This is a genomic window from Pseudomonas sp. NFPP07 (assembly GCF_900115645.1).
Taxonomy (GTDB): Bacteria; Pseudomonadota; Gammaproteobacteria; order Pseudomonadales; family Pseudomonadaceae; genus Aquipseudomonas; species Aquipseudomonas chlororaphis.
The window spans coordinates 625,863-652,514 of record NZ_FOXG01000001.1 but is presented as its reverse complement, the minus strand read 5'-3'; the positions used below and the strand labels follow the sequence as shown (position 1 = coordinate 652,514).

At 63.3% G+C, this 26,652-nt stretch carries 24 protein-coding genes; 10 read left to right on the top strand and 14 right to left on the bottom strand.

Annotated elements, in window-relative coordinates:
* Window positions 1–6: 6 nt before the first annotated feature.
* The 6 genes from BM019_RS03080 to metG all read right to left on the bottom strand — a co-directional run bounded on the left by BM019_RS03080 (window position 7) and on the right by metG (window position 6,177).
* A complete protein-coding gene (locus BM019_RS03080) occupies window positions 7–606 on the bottom strand; it encodes an Rnf-Nqr domain containing protein (RefSeq protein ID WP_092417577.1) in 600 nt (199 codons plus the stop codon).
* A complete protein-coding gene (locus BM019_RS03075; RefSeq protein ID WP_092417576.1) occupies window positions 599–1,210 on the bottom strand; it encodes an RnfABCDGE type electron transport complex subunit G in 612 nt (203 codons plus the stop codon). The genes BM019_RS03080 and BM019_RS03075 overlap by 8 nt, the downstream gene beginning before the upstream one ends.
* Complete coding sequence (locus BM019_RS03070) at window positions 1,207–2,202, bottom strand: RnfABCDGE type electron transport complex subunit D (RefSeq protein ID WP_092417575.1); 996 nt, start codon at window positions 2,200–2,202, stop codon at window positions 1,207–1,209. The genes BM019_RS03075 and BM019_RS03070 overlap by 4 nt, the downstream gene beginning before the upstream one ends.
* The gene (rsxB, locus tag BM019_RS03065; RefSeq protein ID WP_092417574.1) at window positions 2,189–3,409 is read right to left on the bottom strand and encodes an electron transport complex subunit RsxB; all 1,221 of its coding nucleotides are present in this window, start codon (window positions 3,407–3,409) and stop codon (window positions 2,189–2,191) included. The genes BM019_RS03070 and rsxB overlap by 14 nt, the downstream gene beginning before the upstream one ends.
* On the bottom strand, window positions 3,406–3,993 hold the full coding sequence (locus tag BM019_RS03060; protein ID WP_092417573.1) for an Rnf-Nqr domain containing protein: 588 nt from the start codon (window positions 3,991–3,993) through the stop codon (window positions 3,406–3,408). The genes rsxB and BM019_RS03060 overlap by 4 nt, the downstream gene beginning before the upstream one ends.
* A 132-nt stretch (window positions 3,994–4,125) precedes the next feature.
* On the bottom strand, window positions 4,126–6,177 hold the full coding sequence (metG, locus tag BM019_RS03055; RefSeq protein WP_092417572.1) for a methionine--tRNA ligase: 2,052 nt from the start codon (window positions 6,175–6,177) through the stop codon (window positions 4,126–4,128).
* 195 nt (window positions 6,178–6,372) lie between these two features.
* Between metG and apbC the strand changes: the two genes are divergently transcribed.
* Entirely contained in the window at window positions 6,373–7,467 is a 1,095-nt protein-coding gene (apbC, locus tag BM019_RS03050) for an iron-sulfur cluster carrier protein ApbC (protein ID WP_009045357.1), read from the top strand.
* A 70-nt stretch (window positions 7,468–7,537) separates the two neighbouring features.
* Here the strand turns inward: apbC and BM019_RS03045 are convergent, their stop codons facing one another.
* Complete coding sequence (locus BM019_RS03045; protein ID WP_009045356.1) at window positions 7,538–8,296, bottom strand: SDR family oxidoreductase; 759 nt, start codon at window positions 8,294–8,296, stop codon at window positions 7,538–7,540.
* Window positions 8,297–8,458: 162 nt separating this feature from the next.
* Here BM019_RS03045 and BM019_RS03040 point away from each other — a divergent pair, with 162 nt between their 5' ends.
* The 4 genes from BM019_RS03040 (at window position 8,459) to groL (ending at window position 11,976) form a co-directional block, all read left to right on the top strand.
* A complete protein-coding gene (locus BM019_RS03040) occupies window positions 8,459–9,190 on the top strand; it encodes a HugZ family pyridoxamine 5'-phosphate oxidase (RefSeq protein ID WP_092417571.1) in 732 nt (243 codons plus the stop codon).
* A gap of 66 nt (window positions 9,191–9,256) precedes the next feature.
* The gene (locus BM019_RS03035) at window positions 9,257–9,736 is read left to right on the top strand and encodes an FxsA family protein (RefSeq protein WP_092417570.1); all 480 of its coding nucleotides are present in this window, start codon (window positions 9,257–9,259) and stop codon (window positions 9,734–9,736) included.
* A 253-nt stretch (window positions 9,737–9,989) separates the two neighbouring features.
* Window positions 9,990–10,283, top strand: a complete 294-nt coding sequence (locus BM019_RS03030) for a co-chaperone GroES (RefSeq protein ID WP_007932704.1) — start codon at window positions 9,990–9,992, stop codon at window positions 10,281–10,283.
* A 49-nt stretch (window positions 10,284–10,332) separates the two neighbouring features.
* Complete coding sequence (groL, locus tag BM019_RS03025) at window positions 10,333–11,976, top strand: chaperonin GroEL (protein ID WP_007932705.1); 1,644 nt, start codon at window positions 10,333–10,335, stop codon at window positions 11,974–11,976.
* Window positions 11,977–12,129: 153 nt separating this feature from the next.
* Here the strand turns inward: groL and BM019_RS03020 are convergent, their stop codons facing one another.
* Window positions 12,130–12,873 carry a phosphatase PAP2 family protein gene (locus BM019_RS03020; protein ID WP_092417569.1) on the bottom strand — a complete coding sequence of 248 codons (744 nt, stop codon included), beginning with the start codon at window positions 12,871–12,873 and terminating at the stop codon, window positions 12,130–12,132.
* Between the two features lie 219 nt (window positions 12,874–13,092).
* Here BM019_RS03020 and colR point away from each other — a divergent pair, with 219 nt between their 5' ends.
* The 5 genes from colR (at window position 13,093) to BM019_RS30960 (ending at window position 16,864) form a co-directional block, all read left to right on the top strand.
* The gene (colR, locus tag BM019_RS03015) at window positions 13,093–13,776 is read left to right on the top strand and encodes a two-component system response regulator ColR (protein ID WP_009050537.1); all 684 of its coding nucleotides are present in this window, start codon (window positions 13,093–13,095) and stop codon (window positions 13,774–13,776) included.
* A complete protein-coding gene (locus BM019_RS03010; RefSeq protein WP_092417568.1) occupies window positions 13,766–15,046 on the top strand; it encodes a sensor histidine kinase in 1,281 nt (426 codons plus the stop codon). The genes colR and BM019_RS03010 overlap by 11 nt, the downstream gene beginning before the upstream one ends.
* 189 nt (window positions 15,047–15,235) lie before the next feature.
* Complete coding sequence (locus BM019_RS03005; protein WP_009045350.1) at window positions 15,236–15,916, top strand: class I SAM-dependent methyltransferase; 681 nt, start codon at window positions 15,236–15,238, stop codon at window positions 15,914–15,916.
* Window positions 15,917–15,920: 4 nt separating this feature from the next.
* Entirely contained in the window at window positions 15,921–16,634 is a 714-nt protein-coding gene (locus tag BM019_RS03000; RefSeq protein WP_092417567.1) for a lipopolysaccharide kinase InaA family protein, read from the top strand.
* A gap of 2 nt (window positions 16,635–16,636) precedes the next feature.
* Entirely contained in the window at window positions 16,637–16,864 is a 228-nt protein-coding gene (locus BM019_RS30960; RefSeq protein ID WP_037004964.1) for a hypothetical protein, read from the top strand.
* Between the two features lie 59 nt (window positions 16,865–16,923).
* Here the strand turns inward: BM019_RS30960 and BM019_RS02990 are convergent, their stop codons facing one another.
* The 6 genes from BM019_RS02990 to BM019_RS02965 form a co-directional block, all read right to left on the bottom strand.
* Entirely contained in the window at window positions 16,924–19,947 is a 3,024-nt protein-coding gene (locus BM019_RS02990; RefSeq protein WP_092417566.1) for a multidrug efflux RND transporter permease subunit, read from the bottom strand.
* Between the two features lie 13 nt (window positions 19,948–19,960).
* Window positions 19,961–21,112, bottom strand: a complete 1,152-nt coding sequence (locus BM019_RS02985) for an efflux RND transporter periplasmic adaptor subunit (protein ID WP_092417565.1) — start codon at window positions 21,110–21,112, stop codon at window positions 19,961–19,963.
* Between the two features lie 136 nt (window positions 21,113–21,248).
* Window positions 21,249–22,346 (bottom strand): DUF1513 domain-containing protein, encoded by a 1,098-nt coding sequence (locus tag BM019_RS02980; RefSeq protein WP_092417564.1) that lies wholly within the window; start codon window positions 22,344–22,346, stop codon window positions 21,249–21,251.
* 2 nt (window positions 22,347–22,348) lie between these two features.
* Window positions 22,349–23,413 (bottom strand): imelysin family protein, encoded by a 1,065-nt coding sequence (locus BM019_RS02975; protein ID WP_092417563.1) that lies wholly within the window; start codon window positions 23,411–23,413, stop codon window positions 22,349–22,351.
* Window positions 23,414–23,443: 30 nt separating this feature from the next.
* Window positions 23,444–24,871 carry a di-heme oxidoreductase family protein gene (locus BM019_RS02970; protein ID WP_092417562.1) on the bottom strand — a complete coding sequence of 476 codons (1,428 nt, stop codon included), beginning with the start codon at window positions 24,869–24,871 and terminating at the stop codon, window positions 23,444–23,446.
* 313 nt (window positions 24,872–25,184) lie between these two features.
* Entirely contained in the window at window positions 25,185–26,528 is a 1,344-nt protein-coding gene (locus BM019_RS02965) for an imelysin family protein (protein ID WP_009045343.1), read from the bottom strand.
* Window positions 26,529–26,652: the final 124 nt, after the last annotated feature.

Sequence of the window (26,652 nt, the reverse complement as noted above, 5' to 3'; positions counted from 1 at the left end):
GGTGAGTCATTTCCTTGAAGGCGATCGGTGTGAGGTCGAAGAAGCGACCCAGGCTTGCCTGGCGGCCAGCAGCAGCCCCAGCAGGATAAAACCGCCAGGTGCGAGTGTAAGCAGGTGCAAGCCGCCCTGGGCGGTCAGAACCCAGCCTGGCCAGTCGACGTCGTTCATCCCCAGCAGCCATTGCAGATGATTGCCGAGGGTGCCACTGCCGAAGGCTTCGCGCAGCGCGCCCAGGATAACCAGCAGCAGGCAGAACAGGCCGGCGAAACGCAAGCGCACGGGACGCTGGAAAAAATCCTGGTACTCCAGCACTACGCATTGCACGGCAATCAGGCCCAGGTAGAGGGCCAACTGTTGTTGCAGCTCGAACGCCCAGGCCTGCGCGGCCAGCATGGCACAGCTGGTGAGCGTGGCGCTGAGCAAGATACTGGCGCCCAGGCGGCCCTGGCCAGCCAGGCGTGGGCGCAGGGCATTCATGCACAGGCCGAATACTGTGCTCACACAGAGAAATACCAGGGCCAGCCCCAGGGCCTTGACCAGTGAGTCGCTGGCGCCGATCAACGGCGCGAGCATCAGGGCGTTCTGCAGGGTCGAGGATTTATTCATGGGCGGGACTTCCCAGCAGTTGTTCGCGGTGCTCGTCGAAGTAACGCAGGCTGTCGTGAATCCCCTCGACCACCGCCCGTGAGGTGATGGTGGCTCCGGCCATCTGGTCGAATTGGCCATTGTCTTTTTTCAGCGCCCAACCGGCGTCGCCCGGGTCACCCAGTGACTTGCCGATAAAGCCCTGCAGCCAGGCATTCGGGCGCTCGGCGATGCGCGCGCCCAGCCCGGGCGTCTCCGAATGCCGCAGAGCCTTGCTGCCCAGCAGTTTGCCGTTGGCGGCGACGCCGATCAGCAGCTCGATCGGGCCGCCATAACCGTTGACCTGGCTGTGCAGCAGCACGGCGCTGGGTTGGTCGTTGCGCGTGGCGCGATAACCGGCGAGCAGGGTGCTGTGGCTGAGCTGGATGTTATCGATGGCCAGCGGCTGATCCAGCGGCTGATTGTCGTAGCTGTCGACGGGCAGGAGATCCAGCAGGTTGCGTGCCTGGATGGCGCGCTGTTCGCGCTCGATGCGGGGAGCCGTCGTCTGATGGACGAAGAAAGTGCCAGTGGCGCCGACAGCCGCCAGCAGCGCCAACACTCCCAGGCTCCTTGCGCGGTTCATGGCAGGGAAGGCTCGGGAGGCGGAGCCGCCAGGCGCTCCAGGGCGGGGACGGCGAGGTTCATCAGCAGTACGGCGAAGGCGACACCGTCCGGGTAACCGCCCCAGGTGCGGATCAGGTAAGTCAGCAGGCCGACGCCGACCCCGAACAGCAGGCGTGCCTTTGCGTTCCTGGGGCCGGAGACCGGCTCGGTGACGATAAAAAAGGCGCCAAGCATGGTCGCGCCGCTCAGCAGGTGGAAAAACGGCGAGCCGTGGGAGTCCGACCCGGAACCGTTCCAGCACAGCAGGCTGATGACGAACAGGCTGCCGAGCATGCCGGCCGGGGCGTGCCAGCTGAATACCCGTTGCTGCAGCAAAAAGGCGCCGCCGGCGAGAAAGGCCAGGTTGACCCATTCCACGCCCTTGCCGCCGAAATGGCCGAAGGCGGCATTGCCGGCGAACAGTTCATCGATGGTCAGGCTCTTGTTGATGCGCAGGCTGTCGAGTGCCGTGGCCTGGGCCCAGGCATCGGGCGCGGTGCTGTCGAGGGCTATGTCGAAGATCTGCTGCAAGCCGCCCAGCAGGTCCAGGCCATGGGAGGCCGGCCAATGAGTCATCTGCTGGGGGAAAGAGACCAGCACCAGGGCATAACCGAGCATTGCCGGGTTAAACGGATTCTTGCCGACGCCACCATACAGGTGCTTGCCGAACAGCAAGGCACAAGTGGCCGCGCTGACCGTCAGCCACCACGGGCAATAAGTCGGCAAGGCCAGGGCCAGCAGGGTGGCGCTGACCAGGGCGCTGCCATCGCCAAGGAAAGGACGCAATGGCCACTGGCGCAATCGCAGCACCGCGGCTTCGACGGCAAGGGCGGTGGCACAGGCCAGCAGCAGGTTGATCAGAATCCCCCAGCCAAACAGCCAGAAGAGCGCCAGCAGCCCCGGCAGGGTCGCCAGAAGCACACGCTGCATGGTTTGTCGCAGGCGTTCGTCCGGTTGCTCAAGGGGCGTCATGGGCTTGTACCTGGCGCTCGGCTTCGGCCAGTCGCTCGCGGGCCTTGGCCAGCAGTGGCGGCGGGGTGTCGCTGTGACGCTCCAGCTTGCTGACTTCTGTCCGCGCGTAAGCCAGTTCGGTTTTCAGTTGCCGCAGGCGGGCGTCGATCGGGCGTTTTTCGACTCGCACCAGATTGGGCGCCGGTTGCCCGCTGGCTTCTTCGGTCGCGTGCAAGGCCTGTTCTGCGTCTTTCAGGGCCTGCTGCAGACTGGCCAGTTGCTCGGCAGGCGCCTGGCTGTCCTGGGCCTTTTTCAGTTCCGCGCGGCGCATCGCCAGCTGGATTTTTGCGCGCTTGAGCTCGGCGTCTTTGGCCGGGGGCGCTGAGGCCAGGGTTTCGACGGTGGTTTCGACAGCGCCTTCCAGCTGCGCGAGCGCTTGCTCGGCGGCCTCGAACTGGCGCTGCAGGACGATCAGTTGCGACTGTTGCTCGAAGGTCGGCGGATGGCCGAAGGCTTTCAGCGATTTGTTCAACTGGGCCCGGCTCATCGCCAGATCGATCTTGGCTTTTTTCACCGCGGCATCGGCGGCGGCCGCCTTTTGCGCGCGCACCCGCTCAATGGCGGACTGCACCGGGTCCGGGCTGGTTTCACTGGGCTGCGCCGCACGTTGCGCGCGGGCGGCACGTTCAGCCTGCTTGTGCTGTTCTTCGCGTTGCAGCCGGGCGTTGCGGCGCTCGAAGCGCTGGCGCGCGTGATCGCGCTTGGCGGTCCGTGCGCGCAGTTCTTCGAGACCGGTGGCCAGGCCGCCGACGATCGGCAATACATCATTCAGCGGCAGCGGATGCATCTCGATACAGTCCACCGGGCACGGCGCCACGCAGAGATCGCAGCCGGTGCATTCGTCGATCAGCACCGTGTGCATCTGCTTGGCCGCGCCGACTATGGCATCCACCGGGCAGGCCTGGATGCACTTGGTGCAGCCGATGCATTCGGCTTCGCGGATAAAGGCCACCTGGGCCGGCGCCGGGCCGCGGCTGATGTCCAGCTCCACGACCGGGATCTTCAGCAGCCTGGCCAGGCCGGCAATGGTTTCGTCGCCACCGGGCGGGCACTTGTTGATCGCCTCGCCGTTGGCGATGCCTTCGGCGTAGGGCTTGCATCCGGGGTGGCCACACTTGCCGCATTGGGTCTGCGGCAGCAGGGCGTCGATGCGTTGAATCAGACTCATGGGTTGAGCAGTCCGTTGAAACCGAGAAATGCCACCGCCATCAGGCCGGCGCTGATCAGGTCGATCGGCAGGCCGCGAAAGGGCAGGGGCACATCGTTGTTGAAAATGCGCTGGCGCAGGTCGCTGAACAGACTCAGCACCAGCCAGAAACCGAGGCCCGCGCCCAGGCCCAGGGCGAGGCTATGACCGAGTCCGCGATTGGCCTGGACCGCCAGCAGCAACGCGCCGAGCACGCCGGCATTGCCCAGCAGCAGCGGCCAGAGGCCGTCGAATGGCAGCCCGGGCAACATCCGGCTCAGCAGCTTGAGCAGCGGGGCGATCAACAGCACGCCCAGCGGCAGGAACACGAACAGTTGCAGCGAGGTCAGGCCCAGCGGTACCAGCAGCGCCTGATAAAGCCCGTAGCCCAGCAGGCTGCAGAGCAGCATCAGGCAACTGGTGGCGATCCCCAGGGCATGGATCCGCCGCCGCGCAACCTGCGGTTCGGCACTGGCCTGCAACAGCGGATCGACGCCCAGCGGCCACTGCAACACGAAATTGTTGATCAGGGCAGCACTGATGAGCGTGAGGACAATCTCGGTCATGTTCGTGGCCGGTGAGGGCGGGCGGATACCTGAAGACTAGGCAATTATCCGGCAAGGGCGCAGGCCCATCCAGATATGAAAATCCCCCCGCCACGCAGCGGCGCGACGAGGGGATCGATCCAGCAGGCGGAGTTACTTGATCCGCTGGCCCGGCTTGGCGCCGCTGTCCGGGCTCAGCAGGTAGATCTCTTCGCCGCCGGGGCCGGCCGCCATCACCATGCCTTCGGAAATGCCGAATTTCATTTTCCGTGGCTTGAGGTTGGCGATCATCATGGTCAGGCGACCGTCGAGCTTGGACGGATCCGGGTAGGCGCTCTTGATCCCGGAGAACACGTTGCGTTGCTCGTCGCCGATATCCAGGGTCAGGCGCAGCAGCTTGTCGGCGCCTTCCACATGCTCGGCCTTGACGATCAGCGCCACGCGCAGATCGACGGCGGCGAAAGTGTCGAAGTCGATTTCCGGCGACAGCGGATCCTTGGCCAGCTCGCCGTTGCCCGCAGGCTTGGCTTCACCGGTGTCGGTCTGGCTGGCGGTCAGGTCTTCTTTCGAGGCGTCGGTCATGGCTTGTACTTTCACGGGGTCGATCCGCGTCATCAGCGGCTTGAATGCGTTCAGCTGGTGGTTGCTCAGCAGGTGCTGGTGGTCGTTCCAGGTCAGCGGGGCGACATTGAGGAACGCCTCGGCGTCGGCGGCCAGCAGCGGCAGCACCGGCTTGAGGAAGATCACCAGCTGGCGGAACAGGTTGACGCCGGTGGCGCAGATGGCCTGGACTTCATCCTGCTTGCCTTCCTGCTTGTTCAACGACCACGGCGCCTTGTCGGCGATCCAGGCGTTGGCGCGGTCGGCCAGGGCCATGATTTCACGCATGGCGCGGGCGAAGTCACGGGCCTCATAAGCGTCGGCGATGCTCGGCGCGGCCGCCAGGAAGGCCTCGGTCAGCTCCGGCGCGGCATTCTGGTCCACCAGCACGCCGGCATTGCCTTTGTGGATGAAGCCGGCGCAACGGCTGGCGATGTTCACCACCTTGCCCACCAGGTCGGAGTTGACCTTCTGCACGAAGTCTTCGAGGTTCAGGTCCAGGTCGTCGACGCCACGGCCCAGCTTGGCCGCGTAGTAGTAACGCAGGTATTCCGGCGACAGGTGGTCGAGGTAGGTCCGGGCCTTGATGAAGGTGCCGCGGGACTTGGACATCTTCTGGCCGTTGACGGTCAGGTAGCCGTGCACGTTGATGCCGGTCGGCTTGCGGTAGCCGGCGCCTTCGAGCATGGCGGGCCAGAACAGCGCGTGGAAGTTGACGATGTCCTTGCCGATGAAGTGGTACAGCTCGGCGGTCGAGTCCTTGCCCCAGAACGTGTCGAAGTCCAGCTCCGGCGTGCGGTTGCACAGGTTCTTGAAGCTGGCCATGTAGCCGATCGGCGCGTCCAGCCAGACGTAGAAGTACTTGCCCGGCTCGTCGGGGATCTCGAAGCCGAAATACGGTGCGTCGCGGGAGATGTCCCACTGCTGCAGGCCGACATCCAGCCATTCGGCGATCTTGTTCGCCACGGCGTCCTGCAGGGTGCCGCTGCGGGTCCATTGCTGCAGCATCTGCTGGAAGTCCGGCAGCTTGAAGAAGAAGTGCTGGGAATCCTTGAGCACCGGGGTGGCGCCGGAAATCGCCGACTTCGGATCCTTCAGATCGGTAGGGGCGTAGGTGGCGCCGCATTTTTCGCAGTTGTCGCCGTACTGGTCCTCGGTGCCGCATTTCGGGCAGGTGCCCTTGATGAAGCGGTCGGCCAGGAACATTTGTTTTTCCGGGTCGAAATACTGGGTGATCGAGCGCGTGGCGATGTGCCCGGCGTCGCGCAGCTTCAGGTAGATCTGGCTCGACAGCTCACGGTTTTCTTCGGCGTGGGTCGAGTGGAAATTGTCGAAGTCCACCAGGAAGTCGGCAAAGTCGGCGCTGTGTTCGGCCTGGACGTTGGCGATCAGTTGTTCCGGGGTGATGCCTTCCTTTTCCGCGCGCAGCATGATGGCCGAGCCGTGAGCGTCGTCCGCGCAGACATAGATGCATTGGTTGCCGCGATGCTTCTGGAAGCGCACCCACATATCGGTCTGGATGTACTCAAGCATATGGCCAAGATGGATGGAACCATTGGCATAGGGCAGGGCGCTGGTGACGAGGATCTTGCGTGGCTCGGACATGGGGCTCGGCTACTTGATGAAACGGAGGTCGGCCACTATAAAGCGCCGAGAAATATATTTCACCCCGTGAGCCCGGTTTTCCACGGCCGTCGTAGCCATCGGCGGGCGTGCTATATGATGCTTTGGCATCCCGCCCACGCCACGGAACAGGTAGGATAGCCGCCTGATTTTCCCGTCTTGTTATCGGAGTTGCCCATGAGCGCCGTCAATCGCGCAGCGGTGGAAGCCGTTCTTCGCCAATACACCGACCCCTACCTGAACCAGGACCCGGTCAGCGCCGGTTGTGTCCGTTCTATCGACATCCAGGGCGACGAGGTGCGTGTCGAACTGGAGATCGGTTATGCCGCCGGTCTGTTCAAGAGCGGCTGGGCCCAGTTGCTGAAGCTGGCCATCGAAAACATGGACGGTGTGGTCATCGCTCGCGTCAATGTCACCAGCGTGATTGCCGCGCACAAGGCCCAGGCGCAGATTCCCGGCCTGGCCAACGTCAAGAACGTGGTGGCGGTGGCATCCGGCAAGGGCGGCGTGGGCAAGTCCACCACCGCGGCCAACCTGGCCCTGGCCCTGGCCCGCGAAGGCGCCAAGGTGGGGATTCTCGATGCGGACATCTATGGCCCTAGCCAGGGCATCATGTTCGGCATCGCCGAGGGCACCCGGCCGCAGGTCAAGGACCAGAAATGGTTCGTGCCGATCAAGTCCCACGGCGTCGAGGTCATGTCCATGGCCTTCCTGACCGACGACAACACGCCGATGGTCTGGCGCGGGCCGATGGTCTCCGGCGCCCTGCTGCAACTGGTGACCCAGACCGCCTGGGGCGACCTGGATTACCTGGTGATCGACATGCCGCCGGGCACCGGCGATATCCAGCTGACCCTGGCGCAGAAGGTCCCGGTGGCCGGTGCTGTCATCGTCACCACCCCGCAGGACCTGGCGTTGCTGGACGCGCGCAAGGGCGTGGAGATGTTCCGCAAGGTCAACATCCCGGTGCTGGGCGTGGTGGAAAACATGGCCGTGCATATCTGCTCCAACTGCGGCCACGCCGAGCATCTGTTCGGCGAGGGCGGTGGCGAGAAGCTGGCGACCCAGTACGGTGTCGAGCTGCTGGCCTCGCTGCCGCTGTCGATGCTGATTCGCGAGCAGGCCGACGGTGGCAAGCCGACCGTGATCGCCGAGCCGGAAAGCCAGATCGCCATGGTCTATCAGGAACTGGCCCGCCATGTCGGCGCGCGCATCGTGTTGCAGGAAGCCGCGGCACCGGCGATGCCGAACATCACCGTCAGCGACGACTGAGCCGGTTGGGCCAACAAAAAAGCCCGGTGCACTGCACCGGGCTTTTTTATGAGCATTTCATGGGTGGGTTTCAGATCCGCAGGCCGCCGTCCAGCTCGAGAATCCGGCCAGTGTAATAGTCGTTCTCGAAGATGTAGGCCGCCGAATGAGCGATTTCTTCCGGCTTGCCCATGCGCTTGAGCGGGATGCCGGAGGTCATTCTTTCCAGGGCCTCGGGTTTCATGCCCAGGGTCATTTCGGTTTCGATGAAGCCCGGTGCGATGCCGGCCACGCGGATGCCGTAGCGCGCCAGTTCCTTGGCCCAGGTCACGGTCGCCGCGGCGACCCCGGCCTTGGCCGCGGAGTAGTTGGTCTGGCCGATATTGCCGGCGCGGGAAATCGACGAGATGTTGATGATCGCGCCACTGGTTTTCAGCTCGACCATCTTCGCCGCGACTTCGCGGGTGCAGAGGAACACGCCGGTCAGGTTGACGTCGATCACCGACTGCCACTGGGCCAGGCTCATCTTGCTCATCTCGCCGTCCTTGACCTTGAGCAGCAGGCCGTCGCGCAGGATGCCGGCGTTGTTGATCAGGCCGTGAATGGCGCCGAAGTCTGCGGCGACCTGGGCGACCATGTGTTCCACCTGCTCTTCATGGGCAACGTTGCACAGGTAGGCGCGGGCTTCGACTCCCGCGGCCTGGCAGGCGGCAACGGCCTGGTCGAGCTTTTCCTGGTTCAGGTCGACCAGCGCCAGCCTGGCGCCTTTGCCGGCGAAATACTCCGCCATGGAGCGGCCCAGACCCTGGCAACCGCCGGTGATAATGATTACTTTGTCATTGAGTTGCATTCGCATGCTCCGAAAGCAGAACTGGAGTGGTGTCCTTCAAGGCGCCTCTCTTGTGCGTCGGGCATGGCCTGGCTGCAGATTGAGAATTGCCCGATGGCGTCTCTGGAACTTTGCTCCAGACGCCCGTCCGTTTTAGACGGATTCTATATAAGGAGTCATAAATTGAGCGTTGAAGCTGCGAAGCATGCACGAGAATTACTGCTCAAGGAATACCGTGGCGTGCTGTCGACGCACTCCAAGGCCATGCCGGGTTTTCCCTTCGGCTCGGTGGTTCCTTATTGCCTGGACGAGCAGGGGCTGCCGCTGATCCTGATCAGCCGCATTGCCCAGCACACCCATAACCTGCAGAAGGATCCCAAGTGTTCGCTGCTGGTGGGCGAACGCGAAGCCGAGGACGTCCAGGCAGTGGGGCGCCTGACCTATCTGGCCGAAGCCGAAAAGCTCGAAGACGCCGCGGCGATCGAGGCGGCCGCCGAACGTTACTACCGGTATTTCCCTGAGTCGCAGAACTACCACAAGGCCCACGATTTCGATTTCTGGCGGCTCAAGCCGGTACGTCATCGCTACATCGGCGGCTTTGGCGCGATCCACTGGATCGACCAGGTGACGCTGGCCAATCCGTTCGCCGGCAAGGCCGAGCTGAGCATGGTCGAGCACATGAACAGCGATCATGCCAAGGCGATCGCCCATTACGTGGACCTGGCCGGCCTGCCGAAAACTGCCGCGGCGCAACTGGTGGGCATCGATACCGAAGGCATGCACCTGCGGATCGGCCAGGGGTTGTACTGGCTGCCGTTCCCAAGCCCTTGTAATACGCCGACACAAGTACGCGAGGCCTTGGTTTTTCTGGCTCACGCCGAGCAATGGCCGAAAAATGCCGGGGCCGAGGCTTGAATTCACGAATTGCCGACGTCATCTAGGGTCTACTGGAAGGCATTCTTCCGTAGAGGAAACCATTTGATGCGCCCTTTTCTGTTGCTCTTTCTGCTGTTCCCGGTGCTAGAGCTGTTCGTCTTCGTCAAAGTCAGCGGTGCGATCGGGTTTTTCCCGGCGCTGCTGCTGATCATCCTGGGTTCGATGCTGGGTGTGCTGGTCCTGCGCGTCGCGGGGCTGGCCACGGCATTGCGTGCCCGTGAAAGCCTGAACCGCGGCGAATTGCCGGCCCAGACCATGCTCGAAGGCCTGATGCTGGCCCTGGCGGGCGGCCTGTTGATCCTGCCTGGCTTCATCAGCGACATCTTCGGCCTGTTCATGCTGTTGCCGATCACTCGTCGTCTGCTGGCCAACAAGATGCGCCAGCGCGCCGAAGAACAGGCCATTCGTCAGCGCGCCTTCGCCGACGACATGCAGGCCGCTCGTGGCGGGCCCGCGTCGCCGCAGCGCCCCCTGGGGCGTGAGCCGAATGTGATCGAAGGCGAGTTCGAGCACCGCGATTCCTGAGTCTCTCAATGATCGACACGGCACCTTCGGGTGCCGTGTTCGTTTTGCCCGACTGAAAATCTAAAAAATTTCACTGGGCAGCCCTTGTAATAAGCATATGCGCCCACATGTATCGGTCACCGCAAGGTTTCTGGTGGCGACACCAGACAGACTTCCGCGTCTCGCTCGTCGAGCCGCAACCGGCCACGCCGGATTTGTTAACCCGCCGGTAACGACACCGGCCGCTGAAAACCATAATTAGGAGAGATCGACAATGAAGCTTCGTCCTCTGCATGACCGCGTCGTCATCCGTCGCAGCGAAGAAGAGAAGAAAACCGCTGGCGGTATCGTTCTGCCAGGTTCGGCTGCTGAAAAAGCCAACACCGGTGAAGTTCTTGCTGTAGGTCCAGGCCGCGCTCTGGAAAACGGTGAAGTACGTGCGCTGGCCGTGAAAGTGGGTGACAAGGTTGTGTTCGGCCCTTACTCCGGCAGCAACACTGTGAAGGTAGACGGCGAAGACCTGCTGGTAATGGCTGAGAACGAAATTCTCGCCGTTATCGAAGGCTGATTACCCGCTCATTTTCCCGTTACTACAAAGTATTTAAGGAATATCGATCATGGCTGCTAAAGAAGTTAAATTCGGCGACTCCGCCCGCAAGAAAATGCTCACCGGCGTTAACGTCCTGGCTGACGCGGTAAAAGCGACCCTGGGCCCGAAAGGCCGTAACGTGATCATCGAGAAGAGCTTCGGCGCTCCGACCATCACCAAGGACGGCGTTTCCGTCGCCAAAGAAATCGAGCTGAAAGATCGCTTCGAAAACATGGGCGCGCAGCTGGTAAAAGACGTTGCTTCCCGTGCCAACGATGACGCCGGCGACGGTACCACCACCGCTACCGTACTGGCTCAGTCGATCGTCAACGAAGGCCTGAAAGCCGTCGCTGCCGGCATGAACCCGATGGACCTGAAACGCGGCATCGACAAGGCGACCATCGCCATCGTCAAAGAGCTCAAAGGTCTGTCCAAGCCATGCGCCGATTCCAAGGCCATCGCTCAGGTCGGCACCATCTCCGCCAACTCCGACAACTCCATCGGCGACATCATTGCCGAAGCCATGGAAAAAGTCGGTAAAGAAGGCGTGATCACCGTTGAAGAAGGCTCGGGCCTGGAAAACGAACTGTCTGTCGTTGAAGGCATGCAGTTCGACCGTGGCTACCTGTCCCCTTACTTCATCAACAAGCCGGACACCATGGTCGCCGAGCTGGACGGCCCGCTGATCCTGCTGGTGGACAAGAAGATCTCCAACATCCGCGAAATGCTGCCAGTGCTGGAAGCCGTTGCCAAAGCCGGCCGCCCACTGCTGATCGTGGCTGAAGACGTTGAAGGCGAAGCCCTGGCGACTCTGGTTGTGAACAACATGCGTGGCATCGTCAAAGTCGCTGCCGTCAAGGCACCAGGCTTCGGCGACCGTCGCAAGGCCATGCTGCAGGACATCGCCGTCCTGACCGGCGGTACCGTCATCTCCGAAGAGATCGGCCTGAGCCTGGAAAGCACCACCCTGGAGCACCTGGGTAACGCCAAGCGCGTGATCCTGTCCAAAGAAAACACCACCATCATCGACGGTGCTGGCGTTGAAGCGGACATCCAGGCTCGTGTGACCCAGATCCGTCAACAAGTGGCCGACACTTCGTCCGACTACGACCGTGAAAAACTGCAAGAGCGTCTGGCCAAGCTGTCCGGCGGCGTTGCGGTGATCAAGGTTGGCGCCGGTTCCGAAGTTGAAATGAAAGAGAAGAAAGCCCGCGTTGAAGACGCCCTGCACGCTACCCGTGCAGCCGTTGAAGAAGGCGTGGTACCTGGCGGTGGCGTAGCCCTGATCCGTGCCCTGCAATCGATCAGCGGCCTGAAAGGCGACAACGCCGACCAGGACGTGGGTATCGCTGTTCTGCGTCGCGCTGTCGAAGCACCTCTGCGCCAGATCGTTGCCAACTCCGGCGACGAGCCAAGCGTAGTGGTCGACAAGGTCAAGCAGGGTGAAGGTAACTACGGTTACAACGCTGCTACCAGCGAATACGGCGACATGATCGAAATGGGCATCCTGGACCCAACCAAGGTGACCCGTTCGGCGCTGCAAGCGGCATCCTCCATCGGCGGTCTGATCCTGACCACCGAAGCGGCTGTTGCTGAAATCGTTGAAGACAAGCCTGCGGCTGGCGGCATGCCAGACATGGGCGGCATGGGTGGCATGGGCGGCATGATGTAAGCCAGCCTTACCCCTGTACGAAAAAGCCCCGCCGGCGAAAGCCGGCGGGGCTTTTTTATGGACGGGAGTTTTTGCCTGGGCCATCGCCGCGAGCAAGCGCGCTCCTACAGGTGTGCATGGTTTTGTAGGAGCGAGCTTGCTCGCGAAAAGACCTCAGGCCTTCACCGCTTCCGTCTCCATCACCGGCTCGGCCTTGGCTGCCGGTCGATAGAGAATGAAGTAGTACGCCCCCAGGCAGATCAGCCAGCAGAAGATCGCGGTCCAGACGTTGTGGGAGAAGAAGTGCGCACCCTGCAGCATGCGCCCGACCGAGAACACCGTGCCGAGGGCAAAGGCGAACACCAGCGCCTTGCGCGCCAGGCGCGGGCGCCGGTCACGCAGGACAAAAAACAGCGCGAACAGGGTGAAACCGGTGGCGGCATGGCCGCCTGGCCAGCAGCGACCGGGCTTGTCGGTCGCTGGCCGGGGGCTGAGCAGTTCGCTGTAGGTTTCCTTGCCGCCGAACTCTTTCAGGCTCCACGGGCACTGCACGGCGGTGACCGCCTTGACCGGGGTGACAAAGGCGGTGGCCAGGCCCAGGGACAGCACCAGGCAACCCAGCTCGCGTTTGAACGGCTTGAGACGCTGGACGAAGAAGGCGCCGATGAAGCCGACAATGGCCAGCACCGAAAAGACGATGACCAGCTGCTTGGCCCGGTCATGCAGGATATTTTCCAGGAAATAACTGTGGCCGCCGATGAAACCGCCAGCGGCGGGGTCATAAAAGTACCGGGCCAGGTCCATGTCCAGGGTGGTCAGTTCAAGCAGCAGCAGGATGACGGCAGCCAGGGCGGGAACGCCCAGGCAGATCCACCAGTTCAGCGCTCTGGAGGCGGGGCGGGCGAGGGTCAAAGTCATGGAAAGTCCTTCGAGAGAAGCGTTGCGGTCGCGGGTTCCCGCGGAGTCTGGAACTGTCCTTGTCGTCAGCGTGTGAACCCTGGGTGAAAAACTCGTCAAGGCCCTGGAACCCTGCAGCGGCATTCGCCGCGGGGGCTTGAACAACCCTAGCCGTCAGCCACGCTTGGCCTTAAGCTGCGCGAGCCAAGACGGGCGTAACTGTGTGCGGAGAGAGTGCCCATGCGAATTCTACTGGTTGAAGACAACCGCGATATTCTGGCCAACCTGGCCGACTACCTGGGGCTTAAAGGCTACACCGTGGACTGCGCCCAGGACGGTCTGTCGGGCCTGCACCTGGCCGCCACCGAACATTACGACCTGATCGTGCTCGACATCATGCTGCCGGGTATCGACGGTTACACCCTGTGCAAGCGCCTGCGCGAAGATGCCCGCCGCGATACGCCGGTGATCATGCTCACCGCCCGGGATCAACTGGATGATCGCCTGCAGGGCTTCAAGTCCGGGGCCGACGATTACCTGGTCAAGCCTTTCGCCTTGTCCGAGCTGGCCGCGCGCGTCGAGGCAGTCATGCGCCGGACCCAGGGCGGCGGGCGCCGGGCCTTGCAGGTCGGCGACCTGAGTTATGACCTCGACACCCTGGAGGTCACCCGCGAAGGGCGCCTGCTCAAGCTCAACCCGGTGGGGCTCAAGTTGCTGGCGGTGCTGATGCAGAAGAGCCCCCATGTGCTGCGCCGGGAAATTCTCGAAGAAGCGCTGTGGGGCGACGACTGCCCGGACAGCGACAGCCTGCGCAGCCATGTCCACCAATTGCGCCAGGTGATCGACAAGCCGTTCGGCAAACCGTTGCTGCATACCGTGCACGGTGTCGGTTACCGCCTGGCCGAGGGTCGTGATGGAGTTTAAGCAAAGCCTTTCCCAGCGGATCATCATCGCCTTTGCGCTGATGAGCGCGCTGGTCGCTGGAGCCTTCGCCCTGGGTATCGTGGCGACGGTGCACCTGGTGGAAGAGAAGCTGATTTCCGCGGGCCTGGGGGGCGACCTTCAGCGTCTGCTGTTGATGGACAACGTTTCCGACTGGAGCCACCGTCCCGAGCCGGACCAGCTGTTTTACTTCAGCGGCGGGCGCGGCGACTTCGAGCTGCCCAAGGATCTGCGGCATCTGGATCCGGGCTTTCATGAAGTCTTTCGCGAGCAGCTGTCGTATCACGCCATGGTCGAAGTGGTCGACGGTCGACGCTATGTGCTGCTGCAGGATCAGAGCGATTTCGAAGAGCGCGAACGGGTGCTCTTCGCGGTGGTGCTGGTGGGCTTCGTGCTGAGCCTGGCCTTGGCGGTGTTCCTCGGCTGGGTGCTGGCGCGTCGGGTGATGGCGCCGGTGGTGAGGCTGGCGCGGCAGGTGCGCCATCGCGACCAGTTGCTGGGGCTGGCGCCGCCATTGGCACCGGACTACGCGGCCGACGAAGTAGGGGAGTTGGCGGTGGCCTTCGACGCCACCCTGGGGCGCTTGCGCCAGGCCCTGAACCGCGAGCGCCTGTTCACCAGCGATGTCAGCCACGAACTGCGTACGCCGCTGATGGTGCTGGCCAGTTCCTGCGAGCTGTTGCTGGAAAACCCGGCGATCGATCAGCGCGGTCGGGCCCAGGTCGAGCGCATCGCCCGGGCGTGCGGCGAAATGCGTGAGCTGGTCCAGACCTTCCTGATGCTGGCCCGCGCCCAGCGCGAAGACGGCGGCATGTCGCCCCAGGCGACCTTGAGCCAGGTGGCCGAGGACCTGGTGAGCCTGTGGGGCGGACCGATCCGGCAAAAGGGCCTCGAGCTGATCTTCGACGCCGGCCAACCGCTGGACACCCGCTATAACGCCACCTTTTTGCACGCCGTGATGGGCAACCTGTTGCGCAATGCCTTGCATTACACCGAGCAGGGCTTCATTCGCTTGAGCCTTGAGCCGAGCGGCTTTGTGGTCGAGGACAGCGGTGTGGGCATTCCCGAGGAGAAACGCGAGGCGATGTTCGAGCCTTTCGTGCGCGGCAACGAGAAGCGCGGCGAGGGCCTGGGCCTGGGTCTGTCGCTGGTGCAGCGGATCTGCGAGGACCAGGGCTGGAGCGTCAGCCTCAGCACCATGGAGCCCAACGGCTGCCGGTTTCATGTCGAGTTGAACCGCCGCACGGCATGATGGGTCTCCATGACTGCTGCGCGGGTCGTCACGGGAATTTCCCCGGTTGATGGCCCCAGGCCACTTATGGGAGCCTGTAAAACTCTGAAATATTTCCGCTCTGGACCGGACGAAGTTTTCACAAAGACATGACCTGACGCTGACAAGCCGCTGCCTAAGGTGGGGCCATCAGATTCAGGAGACTGTGTGATGGCGACCCCGATCAAGCTGGAATTTTCCGAGAAGTACGACGAACAGCATGCTCAGGAGTATCTGCTCAAGCATCAGGATGGCGTCGCTCGCCGTCTGTCCCACAAGCGTGACGAGCAGTTGGCGCGTGCGGCTCTGGCCATGGCCGGAGAGCCGGGGCTGGTGCTTGACCTGCCTTGTGGTGCCGGGCGTTTCTGGCCGTTGCTGGCGGAGAAACCCAACCGCGTGATCATCGGTGCGGACAATTCCGCGGCGATGTTGAAGATCGCCACGGTGGCGCAACCGGCCGACGTGGTGAAACGGGTACAACCCTTGCAGACGTCTGCCTTTGACATCGACTTGCCGGACAACGCCGTCGACAGCATTTTCTGCATGCGGCTGCTGCACCACATTGGCGAGTCGTCCCATCGCCTGGCTCTGCTCCGGGAGTTCCAGCGGGTTACCCGGGACAGCGTGATCGTTTCACTGTGGGTCGACGGCAATTTCAAGGCCTGGAAACGCAAGCGCATGGAAGTGCGGCGCAAGGAGGAATCCGGGCAGGAAGGTTACCAGAACCGTTTTGTGTTACCGGCTGCCACGGTTGAAGAAGAATTCAAGCAGGCCGGGTTTCGCGTTCAGGATCATCTGGACTTTTTTCCGCTCTACGCCATGTGGCGAGTCTACGTATTACGCAAGAGGTAACAGGATGGCCGTTGAATGTGCACCGGGAATGGAAGTCGCTGCTGCGGACCGTTTCGACTACTTCTGGAATCAGCAGGGGGAGTGGGTCGAAGAGCCCAATCAACGTCGAGGCGGGGAAAGTGGCGTCCAACGTCTTCCGGGCACTGACGGGCGTGTGCTGTATGCCAAGCGCCAGGTCGGCCATATCTATCGCAGCTGGTTGCACCCCTTCGGCCGCCCCACGGTGCTGCGCGAACAGGATGCGCTCAAGGGCCTGAGCCAGCTCAACGTGGCGGTGCCGCACCTGGTGTTCTGCGGTGCGCAGCATGATTCCCAGGGCCAGTGGCGTGCGTTGCTGGTGACCGAGGCGCTGGACGGCTTCGTGGAAATCGACCACTGGTACGCCGCTGGCGAGCGCGAGCGCCACGGCGAGGCCCTGCACGAGCGTGTGCTCAAGGAACTGGCGGCCACGCTGGCGCGCATGCACCGGGGCCGCTGGCAGCATGGCTGCCTGTATAGCAAGCATGTGTTCGTGCGGGTCACGGGTGAGGGCGAAGCGGCGAAGGTGGATATCGCGCTGCTGGATTTCGAGAAATGCCGCCAACGCCTGACCGCTAAACGGGCCGCCGCCCATGACATCAAACAATTGCGGCGCCACTCGTCGTGGAGCACCACGGACTGGGACAAACTCTACTATTTTTATAGGACGGCGTTTGGCAGCGCTATCAAAGGCTTATAGTGATGAAGCTCGAAATTGCACGAGGTTTGTTTTTGGTAGGAGCCTTGGCAGTTGCATCCTTGGCGGTGGCTGCATGGGAGCAGCCACGCATGGAAGTCCTCAGTACGGCGCAGGGTGATGCGCATTGCCCGTTGCCACGGGTCGTCAAGACGACCCAGGGAGCCCAACCCGATCGTGACCTGTTGTTGTTCATGTTCGGCCTGACTCAGGGAATGAGGCCACAGAGTTGAAGACCATCAAGCCCGATAAAAAGGCCTCGCATCGCGAGGCCTTTTTTATTGCGCGCCCTTCACTTGTCCGGCCTGGCCAGCAGGGTGTAGATGCAGGGCAGCACGAACAGGGTGAACAGGGTGCCGATCGACATCCCCGTGGCGATCACCGTGCCGATGTCGAACCGGCTGACCGCGCCGGCGCCCGTGGCCAGGATCAGCGGCACCATGCCGAAGACCATCGCCGCGGTGGTCATCAATACCGGCCGCAGGCGAATGGCCGCGGCGGCTTCCACGGCCTCGCGCGGCGTCAGTCCCTGGTCCTTGCGCAGCTGGTTGGCGAACTCGACGATCAGGATCCCGTGCTTGCTGATCAGGCCGATCAGGGTCACCAGCCCGACCTGGGTATAGATGTTCATGCTCGACCAACCGAGAAACAGTGGGATCAAGGCCCCGCAGATCGACAGCGGCACCGTCACCAGGATCACCACCGGATCGCGGAAACTCTCGAACTGCGCCGCCAGCACCAGGAAAATGATCGCCAGCGCCAGGCCAAAGGTCACCCACAGCGCGCTGCCTTCCTGGACGAACTGTCGTGAGGCCCCGGCATAGTCGAAGGCGTAGCCTGGTGGGGTCTCTTCCTCGGCGATCTGGCGCACGGTATCGATCGCTTCACCCATGCTCACGATCGGGAATCCGGAAATGGTCGCGGCGTTGAGTTGCTGGAACTGGTTGAGCTGCCGTGGCCGGGCCCGATCGTGGACAGTGATCAGGGTCGACAGCGGCAGTGCCTCGCCCTTGGCGTTTTTCACGTAGTAGTTGTTCAGCCATTCGGGGTTGTCGCGATAAGGCCGTTCGACCTGGGCGATGACCTTGTAGCTGCGTCCCTCGATGGTGAAGCGGTTGATTTCCGCCTCGCCGAGCAAGGTGGCCAGGGTCCCGCCCAGGTCCAGCATCGACACCCCCATCTGCGCCGCCTTGGCGCGGTCGATGTCGACCACCACTTCCGGCTTGTCGAAGGCCAGGTCGATATCGACAAAGGCGAACTTGCCCGATTCCATGGCGCGTTTCTTCACCCGGTCGGACAGTTCCAGCAGCGACTCGTAATTATTGGGGCTATTGATGATGAAGGCGAACGGCAGCCCTTCTCCGGTGCCCGGCAGGGACGGCAGGTTGAAACCGAAGACCTGCAGCCCGGCGATGCCCGCGAGCCGGGCCTGGACTTCGGGCAGGATCTGCATCTGCGTGCGCTTGCGCTCGTTCCAGGGCTTGAGCAGGAAGCCGCCGATCCCCGATTGCACGCCGTTGAAGCCGTTGATCTGGAACGAGGAGTAGTACTCGGGGAACGTCTTGAAGATCTCCAGGAACTCGTCGGTGTAGGCGTTGAGGTAATCCAGGTTGGCCGGCTGGGGCGCGGTGGCCATCATGAAAATGATGCCCTGGTCCTCGTCCGGGGCCAGTTCCGACTTGGTGAAGGTGAGCAGGGCCGGGATCAGGCACAGCACGATCAGGGCGAACACCAGGACCACCGGCCGGGTGTTGAGGGTGCCATGCAGCAGGCTCTGGTAGCGGCGCTTGAGGCTTTCGAAAATCAGGTCGAGGCGGTGGGCCAGGCCGCTGGGGTTTTCATCGTGGCGCAGCAGCAGGGCGCACATCATCGGCGACAGGGTCAGGGCGACGATGCCGGAAATCACCACCGCGCCGGCCAGGGTCAGGGCGAACTCCTTGAACAGCGCCCCGGTGAGCCCTTGCAGGAAGCCGATGGGGGCGTAGACCGCCGCCAGGGTGATGGTCATCGACACCACCGGCATGGCGATTTCCCGGGCGCCTTCGAGGGCCGCGTCCAGCGGCGTCTTGCCTTCCTCGATATGGCGGTGGATGTTTTCCACCACCACGATCGCGTCGTCCACCACCAGGCCGATGGCCAGTACCATCGCCAGCAGGGTCAGCAGGTTGATCGAGTAGCCCATCAACTGCATGAAGAACATCACGCCGATCATCGACAGCGGAATGGTCACCACCGGGATCACCACCGAATGCAGCGCGCCGAGGAACAGGAACACCACCACGATCACGATCAGCACGGCTTCGAACAGGGTCTTCACCACCTCGTTGATCGAGGCCTGGATGAACAGCGTGGCGTCGTAGGCGATCTCCGACTTGAGGTTGGGCGGTAGCTGGGCCTCCAGCTCCGGCATGATCTTGCGCACTTCCTTGATCACGTCCAGCGGGTTGGCGTTGGGGGTCGCCTTGATGCCGATATAGACCGAAGGAATGCCGCCAAAGGAACTGATGGCGTTGTAGTTCTCCGCGCCCATCTCGACCCGTGCCACGTCGCTGAGCAGCACCCGGCTGTCACCCTCGGTCCGCAGGGGAATGGCGGCGAAGGCTTCGGCGGATTTCAGTTCGGTGCTGGCGTTGATGCTGGTGACCACGTACTCGCCCTTGATCTCACCGGCCGCGGACAGGAAGTTGTAGCGGCGCACCGCGCTGGTTACGTCGCTGGCGCTCAGGCCGTAGCCGGCGAGCTTGACCGGGTCCAGCCACAGGCGCATGGCGAATACCTGGTTGCCGAGGATCTCGGCCTCGGCCATGCCCGGCAGGGTCGCCAGCTTCGGCTGGATCACCCGCGACAGGTAGTCGGTGATCTGCGGGTTGCTCAGCTCCTGGCTGAAGAAGCTGATGTACATCAGCGCCGAGGCGTCGGCGGCTTCCTTGCTCAGCACCGGGTCCTCGGCGTCCTGGGGCAGTTTGTTCTTCACCTCGTTGGCCTTGGCTAGCAGCTCGGTGAACAGGCGGTCGCTGTTGGCGCCGATACGGGCGTAGATCGAGATCACCGAGAAGTTCTGGCGACTGACCGAGGTCATGTAGTCGATGCCCTCGGCACTGGCCAGGCTCTGCTGCATCGGTTGGGTGATATAGCCCTGGATGGTCTCGGCGTTGGCCCCGGGGTAGGCGGTGGTTACCGTGATCAGGGCGTTTTCCATTTGCGGATACTGGCGCAGCGGCAGTTTGCTCCAGGCCTGGAAGCCCAGCAGCACGATCAGCAGGCTGACCACGGTGGCCAGGACCGGACGACGGATGAACGGATCTGTAAAAGCCATGAGGATTCCTTGATCAGTTCGCGCGTGGCTGGCCGCTCTGTTCGGGGGGCAGCATCTTGTCCGGGGTGATGGCGATGTGGGCGCCATGGTCCAGCTTGATCTGCCCGGCGCTCACCACCTGTTCGCCGCTGCTCACGCCCTTGTTGATCAGCACCAGGCCGTTACGCCGTTCGCCGGTTTCGATGAAGCGCCGCTCGGCGATCAGCACCGGCTGGCCCTTGTCGTCTTTCTCCGGGCTGCCGTCGGCGGCCTTTTTCTCGGCAACCACGTACAGCGAGTTACCGTACAGGGTGTAGGTGATGGCGCTCTCCGGTACCACCACCCGGGGCTGGGGATCGGGCAGCAGCACCTGCAGGTTGGTGAACATGCCCGGCAGCAGCTTGCCGTCGGGGTTGGCCAGGGTGGCGCGCACCTGCACGTTGCGTGTGGTGTCTTCGACCTTGGGGTTGATGGCGCTGATGGTGGCGGTGAACTGTTCCGCCGGATAGGCGGAGACCATCACGCTGACCGATTGGCCCAGGGCGATTTTCGGCACGGCCTGTTCCGGGACGAAGAAGTCCACGTACAGGCTGCTGAGGTCTTGCAGGGTGGCGATTACCGTGCCGCTGGCGAGGTAGTCGCCGACATCCACATGACGAATGCCGATGGTGCCGCTGAAGGGCGCGAGCAGGCGTTTTTTCGCCAGTGCCGCCTTGAGCTGATTGACCGTGGCCTTGTTCTTTTGCAGCACCGCCGACAGCCGATCGTATTCGCCGCGGGAAATCGCCTGGCTGCCCACCAGTTGGCTGCCGCGGCCGAAGTCCAGCCGGGACAGGCCCAGGTCGGCCTGGGCGGTTTCCAGCAGGGCGCTTTCCACGTCGCTGTCGAGTTGCAGCAAGGGCTGCCCGGCGCTGACCTTCTGCCCGGACTCGAACTGCAGCTCCTTGACGGTCCCGGCTACTTCCAGGCTGAGGTTGACCCCCTGCAGGGCCTTGAGGGTGCCGACCGTGGGCAGGCGGGTTTGCCACGGTTGTTCGCGAGCCGTGGCCACGGCCACGCTGATCGGCGGCTTGGGCACCGAGAAGAGCTTGACCTGCTGATAGATGGAGAAGGCCTTGTAGCCTGCCAGCAACAGCACGATCAGCAGGACGACACCCAACATGATAAACATGCGGCGACGCAGCATATTCCGGTTCCTTGGAAAACGAAGCTGGGAAAACCAAGCTGATTGCCGAAGACATTACTCCGACTTTCCGGGGGCTTCCAGATGACAATCCGGTCATCCGGAGTCCTGTTTTCCAATCCTGTGCGGCGGCGAAAAACTAGACCAGGTGCAAATGGTTGTCCCAGAGCCCTGCCGGCAAATCCAGGGGTTTTGCCACCAGTTGTTTCTGGCGACAGTCATAGAAGCGGCAACGCCCCTGGCCCGAGGTCACGACAAAACCATCCGCCACCGCACCGACCCCGGCACAGTCCGGCAAGGGGGCATCCAGGCGCACTTCGGCGCTGTCCAGGTCCCAGATGAAAAAACGGTTGCCGCGCGGGGCGGTGAGGGCCACCAGGCGCAGTTCGCTGTGCACCGCGACGCTGGCGGTGTAATGCGCCATCGCCTGCAACTGGTGCTCGGCCACCGGGAAGGCCTGGAACGGTTGGCCCGGGCGCTTGATCGCCAGCAGTTGCGACGACTCATGGGCATCGCCCATGAACTGCTGGCCGGTGACGATGGTGCCGTCGCCGGCGATGCCCATGTGGCGCACGCTGTTCATCTGCTGGGCCAGGGTTTCCTTGCTCAGCAGGTTGCCGTCGCGCTGCATCAGCACCAGGCTCGGTTCCATGGCGTCGAGGTTCATCTCGACGCGGCTTTCCGCTTCGGTGCGAATCCCGCCGTTGGCCACCACCAGGGTTTCGCCGTCCGGCATCCATGACACCTGGTGCGGGCCGATGCCGTGGGTCGGGATCTCGCCGCTGTGCACCAGGCGTTCGCCCTCGAACCGGTATACCCCGAGCAGGCCACGACCCGGATCGCTTGTGTCGTTCTCGGTGGCGTACAGCCAGTCGCCGCTCTTGTGGATCACCGCGTGGCCATAGAAGTGCCGGTTCGGCTGCGAGGCCAGGGTTTGCAGGAGGGTGCCGTCGCGCAGGTCGATCAGGTAGCTTTCGGTGCCCGGGCGACGGGCGACGAACAGGGCGATCGGCAGCGTCGGTTGGTTGACGATGTCATGGCAACGTTGACCGACCCGGGTGGCGAACACTTGCGTGCCGTCCAGGCGATAGCCAACGGCGTAGTGCTTGCCGTCACCGTCATCGCGCGCCGAGAGCAGCAGCGGGCCTTGGTCCTTGTGCTTGAACAGCGTCCAGCCACCCAGCGTGACGGCGCTCAGCAGCAGGCTGCCGAGTGCCAAAGCCTGACGTCGCAGCATGATCAGTCACCGTCGTTGGCGTTGAAGCCCAGTTGGATGCCCAGCGCCTTGGCCAGCTCGCCTTCGTGCAAGCGGTGGACGACGTTGAGGCTGTCGTAGATATCGTTCAGTTGCTGGCGGCCGGCGTCGTCGGCCAGCAGCTCGGTCAGCGAACGCTGGGTGCTGGCGAACAGCTTCAGCGAGGCGGCGTAGGCGGCATCGATCTTGTCGGCCAGCGGCTTCTGCTCGGCCGGCAACAGGCCGCGCAGGCCCTTGTTGTCGACTCCGGCCCAGACGGTCTGGGCCGCGGCGAGGCTGGCTTCCAGGCTCTGCATGGACGACTGGCTGCGCCAGGCGTCGGCCTGGAACGGCTGTGGAATGCCCTTGCTCTGACGGCCCATCGGCGTGCCGAGCTTCTTCTTCAGGGTGTCCAGCGCGGTGACCTGGACCCGCAGCAGGTCGGCGATGGCCTCATGGGAGTCGGCGTAGCGCTGGTTGGGGAACTTGCTCATCTGCGCGAGCATGCCGTCGCTGGTGTTCCAGCGCGACAGGATCTCTTCGGCGAGCTGCTTCTGGCGTTCGCCAATGGCGCTCAGCAGCGGGCAGTAGCGGGCTTTCTGCTCGCTGTTGGCCATGTCGATCTTGCTGTCGAACAGGATGTATTCGTAGGCCGAGAGGCCTTGCACCACGACGCTGGACTTGGCCAGGGAGGCGGCGTCTATCTGCGGCGTGGCGCTGACCAGCTGTTCGACCTGACGACCGACCAGGTTCTTCTTGTCCGGCCAGAACTGCACTTGCCAGGAGCGGTTGCCCTCGGCCAGCGGACCGATCAGCAAGGGTTGCAGCTCGGCCCAGGCTTTCTGCGCGTGCAGGAAGTCGGCACGGGCGGTGTCCAGGCTTTGCTTGCCTTCACAGAAGGCCAGGGCGCTGATCGCCAGCTGGCGGTCGGCTTCGACCCAACGGCTGTAGGTCGGCAGGATCACCTGTTTGGCGATGGCCGCCGAGGTCACGGCTTGTGGGTCCTGCGGCGAGCAGGCGCCCAGGGCGAGCGCGGCAAGGCTGGTGAACAACAGCTTGGGACGGAACATGTTCGGGCTCCCGCTTCTTGTAAGAAGGCGTTAAAGAGAATTCAGGAATGCCAGCAACGCAGCGCGCTGCTCGGCATTGAAGGATAAAACCTGTCGCTGCGCCGCCTGGGCCTCGCCGCCGTGCCAGAGCACGGCTTCGAGCAGGTTGCGGGCGCGACCGTCATGCAGGAACTGGGTGTGGCCGCTGACCGTTTGCGTCAGGCCGATCCCCCACAACGGCGGCGTGCGCCAGTCGCGGCCGCCGGCCTGGAATTCGCTGCGGTGGTCGGCCAGGCCTTCGCCCATGTCGTGCAGCAGCAGGTCGCTGTAGGGGCGTATCACTTGATTGGCCAGCTCGGGTTCCGCGGCGTCGGCGGCGGTGGTGAACCGGGGGGTATGACAGGACTGGCAGCCGGCCTGGTAGAACAGGTTCTTGCCGGCCAGCACCTGTGGCGAGCCAACCTCGCGGCGCGCCGGCACCCCGAGGTTGCGGCTGTAGAACAGCACCAGGCGCAGGATGTTGTCGCTGACTTCCGGTTCGCCATCCGGCCCGTTGCCGTTGGGGGCTTGCTTGCAGGCGGTCTGGGCGTCGGTGCAGTCATCGAAGGGTCTCAGGCTGGTGGTCAGGCCCATATCACCAGAGAACGCGTGAACATTTTGTTGATTGAGGTTGGGCTGTCCGGCTTTCCAGCCAAAACGCCCGAGTACGGTCTTTTGCTGGGCATCGTCCCAGACCCGGTTCGGCCGTCCTGCGATGCCGTTATTGGCCTTGGCCTGCGCTTGGGCATTGGCCAGGATCGCCGCCTCGGGGATGGCTTCGAGCAGGCCCAGGCCGATCATCGGCGGCGCCACGCGGGCCGAGAAACGGGTGTCGGGATGCATCGGGCCATAGCCGAGCTGGGTGATCTGCAGCTTCGGTTTGCGCAGTTCGACTTCGCTGCCGTCCTTGAAGCGCACGGTCAGCGGTTCGTACTCGACCCGCACCTTGCCTTCCGGGGCGACACCAGGCACCGCCATGTCCTGGAACTGCCCGCCGTACACCGGCTCGGGCACGATGCCCAGCTGCTCGATGACCTTGGCGTAGGCCGGCTCATTGGGGATCGACAGGCGCACCAGCATCGACACGGCGTTATCCGAGTCGGGCGTCGGCGGGTGGCCGCGGCCGTCCTTGATATGGCAATTCTGGCAGCCGTTGGTGTTGAACAGCGGGCCCAGGCCATCGCGGGCGGTGGTGGTCGAAGGTGCGATCACCCAGGGGCTGCGGAAGAAACTGTTGCCGACGCTGAAGTCCAGGCGCCGGGTCGGCGACAGGTTGGCCGACGGCATGGAAAAGGCGTTCTGGTCGCTCTTGCGCACGGTCGCTTCACCGCCGGAACGCGCTTCGCCCGGCTCGGCCTGGGTAAAACGCGGAGTGTCATCGCAGGCACTCAGGCTCAAGGCCATGAACAGCGCAGACCAGCGAAGCAGCGACGGGGGCATCGGATATCCTGCAGGACGAGCAAAACAAGGGCGCAAAGTCTAACAGGGCAGGGGAGTTTGAATAAGAGGAATTATCGTTCCGCTTGACGTGGGACAACGCAAGCGAAGCCTGCCTGTCGCTGTCCCCCGGCTCTGGTCTGGTCCTGTAGCCGCTGCCGCAGGCTGCGATCGCCACCGCAGGGGGCGCAGGGTTTAAAGAGCGCTGAAGGCCTGCGGCCTTCTCGCAGCCTGCGGCAGCGGCTACAGGGGACGGGTCATAGGCAGGCACAAAAAAGGCGACCCGAAGGTCGCCTTTTCATTCCCGCAACAGTGATCAGAACTCGTGATCGGCGTTGTCCGGGTTCAGGTCGCTGATGCCCAGCTTGCCCGCGGCCTGTTCGATCGAACCGGTCTGCTTGACCAGTGCGGCGATGGCGTCACGCACGATCTGGTTGCCCGCGTCGTTGCCGGCAGCGATCAGCTGGTCGTAGTGCTCACCCTTGTTGGCGTGATCGACCATGACCTGGATCTTGGCTTCGGTGGCGGCCAGGTCGGCTTTCAATGCGGTGTCGGCGGCCGGGTCGATTTTCGCCACCAGCGACGACAGGCTGGCGCCGGTCAGCTTGGTGCCGTCGACGCGGGTGTATTCGCCCAGGTACACGTTGCGGATGCCCTTGGCATCGTAGAAGTGCGAGTTGTGGGTGTTGTCGCTGAAGCAGTCCTGTTCGTCTTCAGGGGAGTTGGCTTCCAGGGACACCTTCATGCGCTCGCCCGCCAGTTCGCCCAGGGACAGGCTGCCCATGCCGAACAGCATTTTGCGCAGGCCGCTTTCAGCCGGTTCGGCTTCCAGGGTGGCGCGGTAGTTGTCGGCCACGTTCGGCTTCCAGTTGCCGACCATTTCTTCCAGGTCGTTGACCAGCAGTTGGGTCACGGCTTTCAGGTAGGCACGGCGACGGTCGTTGTGGCCGCCGGTGGCGCCGGCGCCTTCCAGGTAGTCGGAAGCCGGACGGTTGCCGGCGCCAGGGCCGGTGCCGTTCAGGTCCTGGCCCCAGAGCAGGAATTCGATGGCGTGGTAGCCGGTGGCGACGTTGGCCTCGGAACCGCCCAGCTCGTTGAGGCTGGCGAGTTTTTCCGGAGTGATGTCTTTCACGTCGACCTTGTCTTCGCCGACCTGGACTTCAGTGTTGGCGATGATGTTGGCGGTGGCGCCCGGGTTACCCAGCGCGTGCTCGTAGGACTTGTCGACGTAGTCGATCAGGCCTTCGTCCAGCGGCCAGGAGTTCACCTGGCCTTCCCAGTCGTCGACGATGGTGTTGCCGAAGCGGAACACTTCGCTCTGCAGGTAAGGCACGCGAGCCGCGACCCAGGCAGCCTTGGCGGCTTTCAGGGTGTCGGCGTTGGGCTTGGCGAGGAAGGCGTCGATCGCGGTCTGCAGGGTCTTCGCGGTGGATTCGGCATCGCTGTACACGGCGAAGACCATGTCGGCGTAATGCGCGACGACCGCCTTGGCCGCCGCTTCATCGACCTTGCCGGCCGCAGGAGCGGTGGCCGGGGCTGCGGTGCTGGCGGCTGGGGTAGCGGCTTGCGGCGCGGCAGCCTGGTCTTTGCCTTCGCCGCAACCGGCGAGGGAAATAGCGATGGCCAACAGACTGGCGGTAGCCAGAGGCATACGAATCATGGCGAACATCCTGCTTCGAGAGAGGGGTGGAGTGGCGCGGGGGACGCGCAAAACTGCGACATAATGCGAAAGATTTGCATTATGTGTAAAGGGTTGCGGTTGTAAATATTTCCTATTCAGAACG